12 protein-coding genes are annotated in these 15,157 nt (G+C 66.3%); 3 read left to right on the top strand and 9 right to left on the bottom strand.

The genetic code is table 11. The features are described 5' to 3' along the window. Positions 1-17: 17 nt before the first annotated feature. Positions 18-1,355: an ammonium transporter gene (locus AC58D2_RS06565; protein ID WP_497388489.1), complete on the top strand. Its 1,338-nt coding sequence runs from the start codon at positions 18-20 to the stop codon at positions 1,353-1,355. A 430-nt stretch (positions 1,356-1,785) separates the two neighbouring features. On the opposite strand, the gene AC58D2_RS06560 is transcribed toward AC58D2_RS06565, so the two are convergent. The 7 genes from AC58D2_RS06560 to AC58D2_RS06530 form a co-directional block, all read right to left on the bottom strand. Continuing rightward, positions 1,786-3,372 (bottom strand): GMC family oxidoreductase, encoded by a 1,587-nt coding sequence (locus tag AC58D2_RS06560; protein WP_497388487.1) that lies wholly within the window; start codon positions 3,370-3,372, stop codon positions 1,786-1,788. Between the two features lie 306 nt (positions 3,373-3,678). Beyond that, positions 3,679-4,527 (bottom strand): sterol desaturase family protein, encoded by an 849-nt coding sequence (locus AC58D2_RS06555; protein ID WP_497388485.1) that lies wholly within the window; start codon positions 4,525-4,527, stop codon positions 3,679-3,681. Positions 4,528-4,737: 210 nt separating this feature from the next. Next, positions 4,738-5,280 carry a hypothetical protein gene (locus AC58D2_RS06550; RefSeq protein WP_497388483.1) on the bottom strand — a complete coding sequence of 181 codons (543 nt, stop codon included), beginning with the start codon at positions 5,278-5,280 and terminating at the stop codon, positions 4,738-4,740. Next, positions 5,277-5,711 carry a protein tyrosine phosphatase family protein gene (locus tag AC58D2_RS06545; protein WP_497388481.1) on the bottom strand — a complete coding sequence of 145 codons (435 nt, stop codon included), beginning with the start codon at positions 5,709-5,711 and terminating at the stop codon, positions 5,277-5,279. Before AC58D2_RS06545 ends, AC58D2_RS06550 begins: the two co-directional genes overlap by 4 nt. 293 nt (positions 5,712-6,004) lie before the next feature. Continuing rightward, positions 6,005-7,783 carry a DNA helicase RecQ gene (recQ, locus tag AC58D2_RS06540; protein WP_497388479.1) on the bottom strand — a complete coding sequence of 593 codons (1,779 nt, stop codon included), beginning with the start codon at positions 7,781-7,783 and terminating at the stop codon, positions 6,005-6,007. Between the two features lie 52 nt (positions 7,784-7,835). Further along, positions 7,836-8,387, bottom strand: coding sequence for a hypothetical protein (locus AC58D2_RS06535; RefSeq protein WP_497388477.1), 552 nt, complete (start codon positions 8,385-8,387; stop codon positions 7,836-7,838). Positions 8,388-8,424: 37 nt separating this feature from the next. Next, positions 8,425-10,239 (bottom strand): ABCB family ABC transporter ATP-binding protein/permease, encoded by a 1,815-nt coding sequence (locus AC58D2_RS06530; RefSeq protein WP_497388475.1) that lies wholly within the window; start codon positions 10,237-10,239, stop codon positions 8,425-8,427. A 100-nt stretch (positions 10,240-10,339) separates the two neighbouring features. Between AC58D2_RS06530 and AC58D2_RS06525 the strand changes: the two genes are divergently transcribed. Both AC58D2_RS06525 and ppc read left to right on the top strand, forming a co-directional pair. Beyond that, complete coding sequence (locus tag AC58D2_RS06525) at positions 10,340-10,753, top strand: YbaY family lipoprotein (protein WP_497388473.1); 414 nt, start codon at positions 10,340-10,342, stop codon at positions 10,751-10,753. Between the two features lie 75 nt (positions 10,754-10,828). After that, positions 10,829-13,507, top strand: coding sequence for a phosphoenolpyruvate carboxylase (gene ppc, locus AC58D2_RS06520; RefSeq protein WP_497388471.1), 2,679 nt, complete (start codon positions 10,829-10,831; stop codon positions 13,505-13,507). Positions 13,508-13,620: 113 nt separating this feature from the next. On the opposite strand, the gene AC58D2_RS06515 is transcribed toward ppc, so the two are convergent. Together AC58D2_RS06515 and AC58D2_RS06510 are read right to left on the bottom strand one after the other, a co-directional pair. Then, entirely contained in the window at positions 13,621-14,139 is a 519-nt protein-coding gene (locus tag AC58D2_RS06515) for a hypothetical protein (protein ID WP_497388469.1), read from the bottom strand. A 151-nt stretch (positions 14,140-14,290) separates the two neighbouring features. Further along, positions 14,291-15,094 (bottom strand): SDR family oxidoreductase, encoded by an 804-nt coding sequence (locus AC58D2_RS06510; protein ID WP_497388467.1) that lies wholly within the window; start codon positions 15,092-15,094, stop codon positions 14,291-14,293. Positions 15,095-15,157: the final 63 nt, after the last annotated feature.

The raw sequence follows: 15,157 nt of genomic DNA, 5'->3' as shown, positions 1-15,157 counted from the left end.
TGACGAAGGGGGAAAATATGACGTTCGCAAGGAAATTTGCGGCGAGTGCCGGGGCCGCCGGCCTCGCACTGTTCGCCACGATGCCCGCCTGGGCACAAGACGCCGCCGCGGCGGCGGCCGAGCCCGTGGTCGACAAGGGCGACACCGCCTGGATGATGACCGCGACCATCCTCGTCCTGATGATGATCCTGCCAGGTCTCGCGCTCTTCTATGGCGGTCTCACCCGCACCAAGAACATGCTCTCGACGATGACCCAGATCGGCGCGGCCGCCTGCCTCGCTATGCTCGTCTGGGTGATGTGGGGCTACGGGCTTGCTTTCGGACCCGAAGGCAACAGCTTCATCAGCTGGGGCAAGTTCTTTCTTGCCGGCGTCAATGCCGACAGCCTGGCCGACACGTTCAGCGACGGCTTCAAGCTGCCCGAATATGTGTTCATCTCGTTCCAGATGACCTTCGCAGCCATCACGCTCGCCCTCGTTCTCGGTTCGGTCGTCGAGCGCATCAAATTCTCGGCCGTGATGGTGTTCGGGATCATCTGGCTGACGATCGTCTATTTCCCGATCGCGCACATGGTGTGGGCTGTCGGCGGCCTCTTCTTTGAAATGGGCGCGCTCGACTTCGCGGGCGGCACCGTCGTGCATATCAATGCCGGTGTCTCGGCGCTCGTCGCCTGCCTGATCCTCGGCAAGCGCATCGGCTACCAAAAGGAAATCATGGCGCCGCACTCGTTGACCATGACGGGCATCGGCACCGGCCTGCTGTGGGTGGGCTGGTTCGGTTTCAACGCCGGCTCGGCGCTCGAAGCCAATGGCTCGGCGGCGCTTGCGATGATCAACACCTTCGTCGCCACCGCGTCGGCAGGCCTGTTCTGGATGCTCGCCGAGCGGCTCAACGGCCACAAGGGCTCGGCTCTCGGCTTCTGCTCGGGCATCATCGCCGGCCTCGTCGCCGTCACGCCTGCGGCAGGCAATGCCGGTCCGTTCGGTGCGATCCTGCTCGGCGCGGTCGCCTCGATCATCTGCTTCTATGCGGTAACGGTGCTCAAGACCAAGCTCGGCTATGACGACTCGCTCGATGCCTTTGGCATCCACGGGATCGGCGGCATGGTTGGCGCCATCGGGACGGCCTTTACGATGCTTCCGGGCATCGGCGGACCGGGTGCCGAAGATTATGCGCTGGGCCCGCAGCTCGTGACGCAGATTACCGCGGTCGCCGCGACGATCGTCTGGGCAGCCGTCGGCACCGCGATCGCCATCTACGTCGCCAAGGCGGTCACCGGACTGCGCGTCAGCGAAGAGGTCGAGCGCGAGGGCCTCGACCTCGGCGAGCATGGCGAACGCGCCTACAACTATTGACGAGACAGGATACCCGCCGCCGCACTCTCTCCTCTTTCAAACGGGCGGCGGGGTCCTACCCAGGTTCCTCCTGCGAACCACTCAAAGGCCGGGACGGCATGTCCCGGCCTCTTTTTTTGTGCGGAATGCTGCATGAAACCGCTTGCACAAATTTTGAGCAGCGCTGCCGCCAATTTAGGCCTTTTCATCATGACATTAATGTGGCATTCATTGCGTCAACAGTTTCAGGAGGGGAGAGCCTGAAAGGCTGGGCCGGGACGCAAGTCCCGGCCCTCTTTTTTTGCCTGCCTGACCTGGCTCCGCGTGAATCCGCGGAAAATCATGGCGTTGCCGCCAAGGGGGGCATCTGAGCCGTCCCGCCGCGCCGAATCGCGAATCGCTATTTCAGGGGGCCTCGCGCGGCACCCGAACCGCGAGCCAGGTCCTGACCCTAAGCGAATGCCGTCTTGACGAAATCGGCGGCGCGTTCGCCGATCATGATACTCGGCGCATTGGTGTTTCCGCTGACGAGTCGCGGCATGATGCTCGCGTCGGCGACCCACAGGCCGTCGATTCCCTTGAGCTTCAGCGTCGGATCGACCACCGCGTCGGCGTCGCTGCCCATGCGGCAGCTGCCCACGGGGTGGTAAACCGTATCGGCGCGGCTGCGGATCAGCGCGTCGAGCGCGGCGTCGTCGTCGAGGTCGACCGGGTGGCGATCGGTTCCGCCATAGTCCGACAGCGGCGGTGCCGCGACGATCCGGTGCATCATCCGCACGCCGGCGCGCAAGGTCGCCATGTCGCGGTCGTCGGTCAGGAAGCCGGGGTCGATCAGCGGCGCCGCGGCGGCATCGGCGGAGGCAAGCGTCACGCTGCCGCGGCTTTCGGGACGCAGGACGCAGGCGTGGCACGAAAATCCGTGCCCCTTCACCTTGGTGCGCCCATGATCCTCGAGCATCGCGGGGACGAAATGATACTGGATGTCGGGCGCGGGCAGGTCGGGCCGCGATTTCCAGAAGCCCCCCGCCTCGGCGAAGCAGGTCGTCATGATCCCGGTGCGTTTCGTGCGATGTTCGAAAATCGCCTTCACCATCCGCCAGGTACCACCCAGACTGTCGCCGAAGGGCTCGGTCGAGCGGGTTTCCCGGCTCGAAACATAGTCGATATGGTCCTGAAGGTTCGCGCCGACGCCCTCGCGGTCGAGTGCGACCTCGATTCCCTTGTCGCGAAGGTGCGCCGCGGGGCCGATCCCCGACAGCATCAGCAGCTGCGGGCTGCCGAACGCGCCCGCCGACAGGATCACGCCCCCCACAGCGCGCAGCGTCTCGCGCTTGCCGCCGCGGCGGATCGCGACCCCGACCGCGCGCCCGTTTTCGACGACGATCTTCTCGACCAGCGCGCCGGTGCGAATATCGAAATTGGCGCGTCCGCGCAGCGGCTCGACATAGGCGCGCGCCGCCGACCAGCGCTCGCCGGCCTTTTGCGTCACCTGATAGAGGCCGAAGCCCTCGTTGCTCGGGCCATTGAAATCGGGGGTGCGCGGCAGTTGCAGCGCCGCCGCGCTTTCAAGGAAGCGCCGGCTCGTCGCATTGGGCCATCGCTGGTCCATCACATTCAGCGGCCCGTCGGCGCCGTGCCACTCGTCGGCACCGCGCTCATTGCCCTCGCTGCGCTTGAACCAGGGCAGCACGTCGGCGTAGCTCCATCCCGTCGCGCCGAGCGCGGCCCACTGGTCGTAATCGAACTGGTGGCCGCGGATATAGACCATCGCGTTGATCGCGCTCGATCCGCCGAGCCCGCGACCGCGCGGCTGGTATCCGGCGCGACCGTTCAGCCCCTTTTGCGGGACCGTGTCATATTGCCAGTTCGACGCCTTGGGGATGAAGGGCATCAATCCCGGAGTTTTCACGCGGACGATGTCGTTCGTCCCGCCCGCCTCGATCAGGCAGACGCGCCGCCGGCCGTCCTCGGCGAGCCGCCCCGCCGCCGCGCTTCCCGCGCTGCCGCCGCCGATGACGATGATGTCGAACTGATCCATGATGCGCTTCCCTTTCGAGACTTACATGAATGTCATTAGGGAGGGAGGCAAGGAAAACACATCGCCCCCTGAAGGCGGGGTGATGAGAAGGGGTTCACGCGGAGACGCAGAGGCGCGGAGAAAAGAAGAAACCGTTCGCCCTGAGCTTGTCGAAGGGCCGTTCTTTTCTTCAAGGGGGAAGAAAGAACGGTGCTTCGACAAGCTCAGCACAAACGGGGCTGTGATATTTCTCCGCGCCTCCGCGTCTCCGCGTGAACAAAAATTTCTGCCTTCTCTGCGCAGATCGTTTCCACCCCAGCGGAAAGGCTATTCTACCGGCTCCTCGATCGCCCGTCCCGCTGCCCAGCGTTCCTTGATCATCGCGCTCGTCAGCCGGCTACCGTCGTGGCTCCAGCCGGGCTCGCGCCACAAATAGGACAGCTTGTGTCGCCACGGCGCGGCCCACACATCCTTTGCGATCCCGACCCATTCGTGGACCGCGGCCCACAATATGTTGAAGCTGCCGAGCTGCTTGACGATGCCGTAGCGGACCGGATCGTCGTCGCGCTCGGCGACGAAGCTGCCGAACATGCGGTCCCAGATAATGAACGCCCCGGCATAGTTGGCGTCGAGGTAGCGCGGGTTGACACCGTGATGGACACGGTGGTGCGACGGCGTGTTCATCACCGCCTCGAACCATTTCGGCATCCGCCGAATCGCCTCGGTATGGATCCAGAACTGGTAGATCAGGTTGATCCCGGCGCAGAAGAATACCATCGCGGGCGGAAAACCGATCAGGAACAGCGGCAGGCGAAAAAGAAAGCCGAGGCTGAAGAAGCCGGTCCATGTCTGCCGCAGCGCGGTCGAGAGATTATAATGCTGCGAGCTGTGGTGGATGACGTGGCTCGCCCAGAACCAGCGCACGCGGTGGGCGCTGCGATGAAAGACATAATAGGCCAGATCGTCGAGCAGGAAGCAGAGGATCCACGCCCACCACCATTGGCGAAACGCGATCCCGATGTCGAAGAGGCGGAACTGATAGACCCAGACCGCCATGCCGACGACCGCCGCGCCGACGAGCGCGCCCGCGACCTGGCTGCCCGTCCCGAGCATCAGCGACGTCAGCGTATCGCGCGCTTCATAGCGGCTCTTGTCGGCGCGCAGCGAAACCAGCATCTCGACGATGAGCAACAGGATGAAGGCCGGTACGGCATAGACGACNCGCCGACGAGCGCGCCCGCGACCTGGCTGCCCGTCCCGAGCATCAGCGACGTCAGCGTATCGCGCGCTTCATAGCGGCTCTTGTCGGCGCGCAGCGAAACCAGCATCTCGACGATGAGCAACAGGATGAAGGCCGGTACGGCATAGACGACCGGATCGGGCAGTTTATCCATGCGTCCTGCCCCCTTCCGACGAAGGCACCGCGGCACCGGCCCGCTCCCCCACCCGGCCTCCCACAGAGTATCCTGAAACGGGAGGCCGGGTGGCGGAGCGGGCCGGTACCGCCTCGTTCGGTCTCGCCGAACGACCGGAAATCGCCCGCATCCGCGAGGCCCATACGCCCGCGTCTTTCCCGAGATGCAGCGTGACCGCGCCGAAGGTCCGCTCGGGCATGGTGAGCGTCAGGAAATCCTTGTCGAGCCGGCCCTCGACGCCCGCATCGACCGGCCGCGCCGCGAAGTGATTGCCGTGCGCTCGGATCAGCAGCATCCGGCCTTCGCCGTTGCGCACGATCGCGGCGAAGCCCGCCCGGTCGCGCGCGACCTCGACCCCGCCGAATCCCGTCTCGGCCTCGTCGGCAAGGCGGATCGCATGTGCGTCGTCGGCGATGCGCGGATCGGCGCCGAGACCCATGCGCCTGACCAGCCAAGCAATGACCAGCACCGCGACGAGCGATGCGCCAAGCTGGATCAGGACGGCCTCGGTCACCGCGTTCCGGCCAAGGCGTCCATCATCGGGCGCAGCGCCGACAGGTCGTAGCCGCGCGCAGAGGCGGCATTGCAGATCGCGTCGAGATCGTCGCCCGCGCGCGCCCTGGCCAGCGCCCACAGATGCGTCGACCGCGTCCCCGACCGGCAATAGGCCAGCACCGGGCCCGTCGCGTCACCGAGCAGCGTATCGAGCGCGTCGATCTGCGCGTGGCTGAAGCCCGCATGGCCGACGGGGATCGCGGCATAGGCGAGCCCCTCGGCGGCGCAGGCGTGCGCGATGTCGGCGCCCTGCGGCGCGGCGGGATCCTCGCCGTCGGGGCGGTTGTTGACGACGAGCGCAAAGCCCGCCGCCTTCGCGGACGCGACATCCTCGAGGCTGATCTGGGGCGAGACGCTGTAGTCGGCGGTCAGGGGACGAAAATCGCTCATGGCTGCGATGTATAGAACCGCCGGCTTTGCTGACAAGCGTGAAAGCCGCCAGGGCAAAGGCGAGAGGAAGAAGTCTCACACAAAGACACAAAGAGGGCGTGTGGCCTTTGGACGTTGTGGATGAATCTGCGCGAAGCACCTTTCCATGCGATCGCCTGCGGCGAAAAACCTCCGCCATGTGGTTCGCGCGGCCTCTTTGTGTCTTTGTGTGAGTCTCTTTTTCCTTTCCGCTTTGCGTCTCGTCATTGCTTCGCTCCGCTCGCAATGACGATTCAGGCCAAGGGCATTCCGCGCTAGAACCGCCGGATCACCGCCAGGAACGCATCGCCCCACGCCTCCAGCTTCTTCGTGCCAACCCCGGGAATCGTCGCCAGCTCGGCCCGCGAGGCCGGGCGGTCCGCCGCCATCGCGCGCAGCACCGCGTCGTGAAACACGACATAGGGCGGCACCCCCGCCTCGGCCGCAAGGTCGCGCCGCACACCGCGTAGCGCCTCGAACAGCGGATCGCCGACCGGGTTCGCCACCGCACCCTCGCCGCGTCCGCCGCGCCGCGTCCGCCGCGCTGGCGGTTCGGGCATCAGCACCGGCACTTCGCCCTTCATCACCTCGCGCCCGGCCGGACCGAACATCAGTCCGCCATGCTCGGTCGGGGCGAGCGCCTCGCGCGCCATCAGGCTGCGCACCAGCGGCTTGATCAGCCGCGCGTCGTCGCCCTCGACGATCCCGAAGACCGACAGCTTGTCGTGGCCGCGCTGTGCAATCCGCTCGTCGCTCCGCCCGGTGAGCACCGCCTCGACATGCCCGGCGCCATAGGTCTGCCCGGTACGATAGACCGCGCTCAGGACCTTTTGCGCCAGCACGGTCGCATCGACCTGTTTCGGAGGGTCGAGGCAATTGTCGCAATTGCCACAACGCGATGGCGGGTCTTCGCCGAAATGGCGGAGCAGCAGGGCGCGGCGGCATTCGACCGTTTCCACGAGCGCCGCCAGCGCGTTGAGGCGCGCGCGTTCGCCCGCTATTCGCGCCTCGGGCAGCTCGCCGAGCCGCATTCGCGCGCGCGCAAAATCCTCTGCGCCCCACAGCATCAGAACCTCGGCGGGATCGCCGTCGCGCCCCGCGCGCCCGGTTTCCTGATAATAGCTTTCGATCGACTTCGGCAGTCCGGCGTGCGCGACGAAGCGCACGTCGGGCTTGTCGATCCCCATGCCAAAGGCGACCGTCGCGGTGACGATCCCGTCCTCCGACGCGACGAAATCATGCTGCACCCGCGCGCGCCGTTCGGGGTCGAGCCCGGCGTGATAGGCGGCAACGCTGCGCCCCGTCGCTGCGGCAAGCCGCGCGGCCATGCGCTCGGTGCCGTCGCGCGTCGGGCAATAGACGATCCCCGGTCCCGGATTGGCCGCGATGAAGTCGGCGAGCTGCTTCGCCGCGCCGATGCGCGGGGTGACGCGATAGCGGATGTTGGGGCGGTCGAACCCCGCGAGCACCAGCCCCTCGGCGGGGATGCCAAGCTGGACGAGGATATCCTCGCGCGTATGCCTGTCGGCGGTCGCGGTCAGCGCGAGGCGCGGGACGTGCGGAAAGGCGTCGAGCAGCGGGCGCAGCAGGCGATAGTCGGGGCGGAAATCATGACCCCATTCCGAAACGCAATGCGCCTCGTCGATCGCGAACAGCGCGGGGCTGCGCGCTTCCATCAGCGCGCGAAACCCCTCGCCCGTCGCGCGCTCGGGCGCGATATAGAGAAGGTCGAGTTGGCCGTCGCGATACGCCTGCCGTGTGTCGGCGAAATCGGCGTCGACGCTCGTCAGGCTCGCGGCGCGAATCCCCGCCGCACGCGCACCGCGTAGCTGATCGTGCATCAGCGCGATCAACGGCGACACGACGACGACGCACCCATCGAGCGCGACGGCGGGAAGCTGGTAGGTCAGCGACTTGCCGGCGCCGGTGGGCATGACCGCGAGCGTGCGCTCGCCCGCCATCACCCGCGCGACGACATCGGCTTGCCGGCCCCGAAAGGCGTCGAAACCAAAGGTCGATTTGAGCAGGGGGAGGAGGGCGTCGGCACTGGACATCGTGCGGCCGCCTTAGCGGCGCAGACGCCGACGATGCAACCGCGTCGCCGACCTATTCGCAGCGCGGGGGTGCATCGCGCGGCCAGTCTTCCAGACGAAGTTCGCCAAGCGTGATGCGGTCGATCGCGAAGGGCCAATGTTCGAAAGCATGCATGCCTGGCAACACGGTGCAGACGTCGGTGAAGGCGGTCCGCCCATCGCGGCGAATCTGCGCGCGATAGACGAGCGCGCGGTCGTACCCGTTGGCGATGACAAGCAGGCGTTGGTCGCTGTCGCCGATCGCCCGGAACGCGATGTGAATCTCCCCCGATGGAACCGGGTCTTCCTCGACGCCGACCGCGCCCTTTTCGAACAGCGCGGCCTTGTCGCCGACGGCCCAGTCATACTGGCCGCCGGTCAGATGCCGGGCCACTGTCCGCACCCAGAGAGTCGGAGGATCCAGCTTCACGCCGCGCAAACCGGCAACGCTGGTGCCATCGTCGCCGATTTCGACGACCGCGCCCGAATTGACGTCGAGGGCGATCGCGACGGCGCGCCCTTCGCGCGCCGCGGCCGGAAGCGCAAGGCAGAGCATGGCAGCGAAGAAACCGATGAGCCGTCGCATTCCTTCGGCCTATGCCGGGCGGCCTCTGTTCGCAACGCTAAACCGTACCCTCTTCCTTCTCGGCCTGCTGCCGCGCCCACATATCGGCGTACAGGCCGCGCATCGCGAGCAGCTGGTCGTGCGTTCCGGTCTCTGCAACGCGCCCTTTTTCCAATACGATGATGCGGTCGGCATTGACCACGGTCGACAGGCGGTGCGCGATGACCAGCGTCGTGCGGCGCTCGGCGATGCGGTCGAGCGTCGCCTGGATCGCGGCTTCGGTACGGCTGTCGAGCGCGCTCGTCGCCTCGTCGAGGATCAGCAGCGGCGGGTTCTTGAGCAGGGTGCGGGCGATCGCGACGCGCTGCTTCTCGCCGCCCGACAGCTTGAGCCCGCGCTCGCCGACCTCGGTCTCATAGCCCTGCGGCAGCATCGCGACGAAGCCGTCGATCGCCGCGCCCTTCGCCGCCGCCGCAATCTCGTCGGCGCTCGCGTCGGCGCGGCCATAGGCGATGTTGTAGCCGATCGTGTCGTTGAACAGCACCGTGTCCTGCGGGACGATGCCGATTTCGGCGCGCAGGCTCTTTTGCGTCACCGCGCTTATGTCCTGTCCGTCGATGGTGATCCGACCGCCCTGCGGGTCGTAAAAGCGGAAGAGCAGCCGGGCGATCGTCGACTTGCCCGCGCCCGACGGGCCGACGATCGCCAGCGTCTCGCCCGCGCCGACCGCGAAGCTCACCCCGTTCAATATCGTGCGGTCGGGCTCATAGCCGAAGACGACATTCTCGAACGCCACCGCCGCGCCGTTCACGACGAGCGGCCAGGCATCCGGCGCGTTGCTAATCTCTGGCGGGGTATCGATCAGGCGGAACATCGCCTCCATGTCGATCAGCCCCTGGCGGATCACGCGATAGACCATGCCCAGCATGTCGAGCGGGCGAAAGAGCTGCGCGAGCAGCGTGTTGACCAGCACCACGTCGCCGACCGCGTAAATGCCGCGCGACCAGCCCCACACCGTATAGGCCATGGCGCCGCCCAGCGTCGCATTGGTGACCAGGCTCTGCCCGACGTTGAGCCACGCGAGGCTGTTCTCGCTCTTTACCGCGGCGCGCGCATATTGGTCGGCGACGTCGCGATAGCGGGCCGTCTCGCGCTCTTCGGCGCCGAAATATTTGACCGTTTCATAGTTGAGCAGGCTGTCGACGCTGCGCCCGACGGTCAGCGTGTCGAGATCGTTCATCCGCGTGCGCAGCGCGTTGCGCCAGTCGGTGACCCGCCTCGTGAAGCCGATATAGACGACGACCATCGCCGCGGTCGCGCCGGCAAGTCCCAGGCTGAACCTGGTCCAGAAAATGACGAGCACCGCCGTCAGCTCGATCACCGTCGGCGCGATGTTGAACAGCAGGAAATAGAGCATCGTGTCGATGCTCTTGGTCCCGCGCTCGATCACCTTGGTCACCTCGCCCGTCCGCCGCGCGAGGTGAAAGCGCAGCGACAGCGCGTGGAGATGCGTGAAGGTCGCGATCGCCAGCTCGCGCGTCGCATCCTGCCCGACGCGCTCGAACACGACGTTGCGCAGATTGTCGAACAGCACCCCGGCGAAGCGCGCGCCGGCATAGGCGAGGACGAGCCCGATCGCCAGCGCCACCCCGGCCTGCATCCCCGGCGCCATGCGGTCGATCGCGGCACCATAGAGGAAGCCCATCGACAGCTGCACGCCCTTCGACGCGAGCACGATCAGCGCGGCGAGGACGATGCGGACCTTGTGGCCGCGATGGCCCGCGGGCCACAAATAGGGCAGGAAGCGCTTCAGCGTCGCAAGGACGGGCGGTTCGCGCGCCGCGTCGGCGGAAGTGGTCGTATCGGGCGGCATGCGGGCGACATGTAGGGACGCGGCGACAAAAGGCCAAGGCGCGAAGGCAAGAGCGGCGCAAGGCTATCCTGACGCCGCTCGATACGGTATGAAGAATTTCATGATCCGTTTCGCCGTCCCTGCCATCGTCGCGCTCTCGCTTTCCGCCTGCGCCTCGGCGCCGCCGGCCGGGCAGGCGATCGCCGTCACCGGCAACATCGCCTATCGCGAACGGATCGCGCTGCCGAGCGATGCGAAGATCGAAGTGCGGCTCGACGATGTCAGCCTGGCCGATGCGCCGGCCCGCACACTCGCACGGCAGGATTTTTCGGCCGGAGGCGGCCAGGTGCCGTTTCGCTTTTCGCTCGGCGTCGATCGCGCCGATATCGATCCGCGGCACCGCTATGCCGTCGCAGCCAGGATCAGCGATGCGTCGGGCAAGCTGATGTTCATCACCGATACGCGTAACAGCGTTGCGTTCGATGCGCGGTCGACGATCGATCTGGGCACGTTGATGCTGGTTCGGACGCCCTGAATCTTGCGCAGGCGCATAGCTATGCGCGCACCCGGCCCTTGACCTTGCGCCTTCGCAAGTGCAGCAAACGCCGCCATGGGCCCACCGATCCAAATTTCGCAAAACCCCGACATCCGCTATCTCGGGCGTATCCTTGGCGACGTCATTCGCGCTTATGGCGGCGAAAAGCTGTTCCGCCAGACCGAATATATCCGTTCGTCGAGCGTCGACCGCCACCGCGGCATCGCCGGTGCCGAAGCGATCGATCCGGGCCTGGAGGCGCTCAGCCTCGACGACACGATCGCATTTGTCCGCGGTTTCATGCTGTTTTCGATGCTCGCCAACCTCGCCGAGGATCGGCAGGGCGTGGCCGCCGAGCCCGAAGCGACGGTTGCCGCCGCGCTCGAAAAGCTCGATGCCGACGGCATCGACCATGACGCGGTGGCCAAGCTGCTCGGCGCCGCGCTGATCGCGCCGGTGCTGACCGCACACCCGACCGAGGTCCGGCGCAAATCGATGCTCGACCACAAGAACCGCATCGCCGAGCTGATGCAGATGCGCGACGCCGGGATCGAGGAAACCGCGCAGGGCGATATCGTCGAGGAAGCGATCCGGCGGCAGATCGTGCTGTTGTGGCAGACGCGCCCGCTGCGCACCGAAAAACTGTTCGTCGCCGACGAAATCGACAATGCGCTGACCTATTTGCGCGACGTCTTCCTGCCGGTCGTCCCCAAGCTCTATGCCCGCTGGGAAAAGGAACTCGGGCAGCGGCCCGCGAGCTTCCTGCGCGTCGGGAGCTGGATCGGCGGCGACCGCGACGGCAACCCCTTCGTCACCGCCGAAACGATGCGCCTCGCGACCAGCCGCAACGCCGCCGCGGTGCTCGGTCATTATATCGACGCGGTGCACGCGCTCGGCGCGGAGCTTTCGGTATCGTCGGGACTCGCGACCGTGACCGAGGCGGTCGAGGCGCTCGCCGAGGCCAGCGGCGACGAAGCGCCAAGCCGCAGCGACGAACCCTATCGCCGCGCGTTGTCGGGCCTGTATGCGCGGCTCTGCGCCACCTATGCCGGCATCGTCGGCAAGCCGCCGCCGCGCCCCTCCTCGCTCGCGGGCGAACCCTATGCAACGCCCGCCGACTTCCGCCGCGACCTGGTGGTCATCGCCAACGGCCTGTCGGCAAGCGGCGAAGGCCAGCTTGGCAGCATCGGCGCGCTGGGGCGACTGATCCGCGCGGTCGAAGTTTTCGGCTTTCACCTCGCAACGCTCGACATGCGGCAGAACAGCGCGGTGCACGAGCGCGTTCTCGCCGAACTGCTCAGCGTTTCGGGCGTGTGCGCCGACTATACGGCGCTGCCCGAGAACGAGCGCGTGGCATTGCTCACCGCCGAACTGCGAAGCGATCGGCCGCTCGCCGCGGCGTGGCACGAGTGGAGCGAAGAGACCGCGGGCGAACTCGCGATCATCCACGCCGCCGCCGATGTGCGGCAACGGCTGGGGCGCGAGACGATCTGCCAGTGGATCATCTCGATGGCGCAGGACCTCTCCGACCTGCTCGAAGTTCATGTCCTGGCACGCGAGGCGGGACTGTGGCGGGGCGGCGCCGAGGCGGGGGCGACCAATCTGATGGTCGTGCCGCTGTTCGAGACGATCGACGATCTGAGCCACGCGCCCGACATCATGGCGCGCTATTTCGCGATGCCCGAGGTCGGCCCGCAGGTCGCGGCGCGCGGGCATCAGGAAGTGATGATCGGCTATTCCGATTCGAACAAGGATGGCGGCTATCTGACCTCGACCTGGGGGCTTTATCAGGCGTCGCAGGCGCTCACCCCGGTGTTCGAGGCGGCGGGCAATGCGATGCAGTTGTTTCACGGCCGCGGCGGCGCGGTCGGGCGCGGCGGCGGCAGCGCCTTTGCCGCGATCCGGGCCCAGCCCGCGGGCACGGTCCAGGGGCGCATCCGCATCACCGAACAGGGCGAAGTGATCGCCGCCAAGTTCGGGACCGTCGAAAGCGCCGCGACGAACCTGGAGGCGATGGTGTCGGCCAGCCTGCTCGCCAGCCTCGAGCCCGAGCCGATGAGCGAAAAGGACGCGGGCCGTTTCACCGCCGCGATGGACGCCTTGTCGGGCGATGCGCTGGCGGCCTATCGCGGTCTCGTCTACGACACGCCGACCTTCAAGGATTTCTTCCGCGCGATGACGCCGATCGCGGAGATTGCGACGCTGAAGATCGGGTCGCGCCCGTCGAGCCGCAAGAAGAGTGGAGCGATCGAGGATCTGCGCGCGATTCCCTGGGTATTCAGCTGGGCGCAGGCGCGCACGATGCTGCCCGGCTGGTACGGCACGGGCGAGGCGTTCGCGGCGTTCGAGGACCAGGCGATGCTCGCCGACATGGCCGAAAGCTGGCCCTTCTTCGCGGCGCTGCTCGGCAATATGGAGATGGTACTCGCCAAGTCGGACATGGGAATCGCCGCTCGCTACGCGGTGCTCGCGAACGAGGTCGAGGGCCACGATGCGATCTTCACGCGTATCCGCGACGGCTGGAACCGCGCGCACGACGGGCTGCTGCGGATCACCGGCCAGTCGCGCCTGCTCGAAAAGAGCCCGGCGCTCGAAGCGTCGATCCGGTTGCGCCTGCCCTATATCGAGCCGCTGAACCTGCTTCAGATCGAATTGATGAAGCGCCACCGCGCCGGCGAAACCGATCCGCGCATCGCAGAGGGAATCCAGCTGACGATCAACGCGATCGCGACCGCGCTCAGGAACAGCGGGTAACGCCTTCCTTCGTCATTGCGAGGAGCAAAAGGCGACGCGGCAATCCAGGACGATTTACGCCGCTCTGGATTGCTTCGCTCCACTCGCAATGACGAAGTTTATCGGCGCACCGCCTATTTAGAAACGATCTTCACCGTGCCTTTGCTGGTCGTCCCGTCGGGGGCGAAGGCGATCGTGAAATCGTCGCCGTCCTTGTCCCTGCCCGCCAGCGTGTCGCCGTTGCGCGTGACCTTGACGCCCTTTTTCGCGAACTCGCCGGCCATCCAGTCGGCGACCTTGGCGGGCGCGGCGGGCGAGGTGAAGCCGAGGTTGACCGTCGCCTTGTCGCTGCCGTTCGTGTCGCTGGCATCGACGTCGACCTTGGTCACCTTGCTGCCCGGATAGAGCTTGACCCCGTCGATGTCGAAATCGCCCTCGATGTCGAGGTCGACGAAATCGGGGATGTTGATGTTGATCGCCGCGCCGTCCTTGCCGCCGATGGTCAGCTTGCCGCCATCCTGCCCGGTCTTGATCTTCACCCCGCCATCGTCGCCCTGGGCGTTGATCGATATTTCGGTCGCGTCCTTCTTGTCGTCGCCCTGCCCGCACGCGGCGAGGAGGAGCATCGGGGGGATCAGATAGGCGAGGCGCATGGGATGTCTCCTTGGTGAGTTATGTAAATAATACACCAAGGCACGGTTGAGTCAAACATTCCTCCCCTCGTCTCCCCGGACTTGATCCGGGGTCCATAAAGCACCGGCAGAATGGATGCCGGATCAAGTCCGGCATGACGAAGACATGGAACTATGCGTCGATGCTGGTCTTCAGATCGCCGTGGACCAGCCCGCCGTCGACCGCGATCGTATCGCCGACGACATAGTCGCCCGCCTTCGACGCCAGGAAAATCGCGGTGCCGGCCATGTCCTCGGGCACGCCGATGCGTTTGGTCGGGATGCTCTTGGCGACCGCGTCGCCATGGTCGCGCGCGGCCTTGTTCATGTCCGACTGGAAGGCGCCGGGGGCGATCGCGGTGACGATGATATGATCCTGAACGAGCCGCGCCGCGAGGCGCTTCGTCAGATAGAGAATCGCCGCCTTCGATGCGTGGTAGCTATAGGTTTCCCACGGATTGAGCCGCAGGCCGTCGATCGAGCCGATGTTGATGACCTTCGCCGGCCGGTCGGCGCTCGCCGCGGCCTTGAGCAGACCGTGGAGCGCCTGCGTCAGGAAAAAGGGCGATTTGACATTGATGTCCATCACCTTGTCCCAGCCTGCCTCGGGGAAGCCCTCGAACGGCTCGCCCCACGCCGCGCCGGCATTGTTGACGAGGATGTCGAGCCTGTCTTCGCGCCCCGCAATCTCGGCAGCGAGCGCGCGGCAACCCTCGACGGTCGAGAGGTCGATCGGCAGCCCGATAACCTGTCCCGGATAGCGCGTGTCGAAGTCGGCGACCGCGGCCTCGATCTGCTCGGCCTTGCGCGCCGAGATATAGACCCGCGCGCAACCCGCGGCGAGGAAGCCCTCGACGATCATCTTGCCGATCCCGCGCGACCCGCCGGTGACGAGCGCGACCCGGCCGTCGAGGCCGAACATGTCAGTGAGGTTCATAACGCTGTCCTTTTTAAAGCCTCTCCCTTTCAGGGGAGGGGTTGGGGTGGGGGTCGCAGGCTA

Source organism: Sphingopyxis sp. CR5 (genome assembly GCF_059693785.1).
Note: the sequence above shows the minus strand (reverse complement) of the source record. Positions and strands in the feature narration are given on the sequence as shown.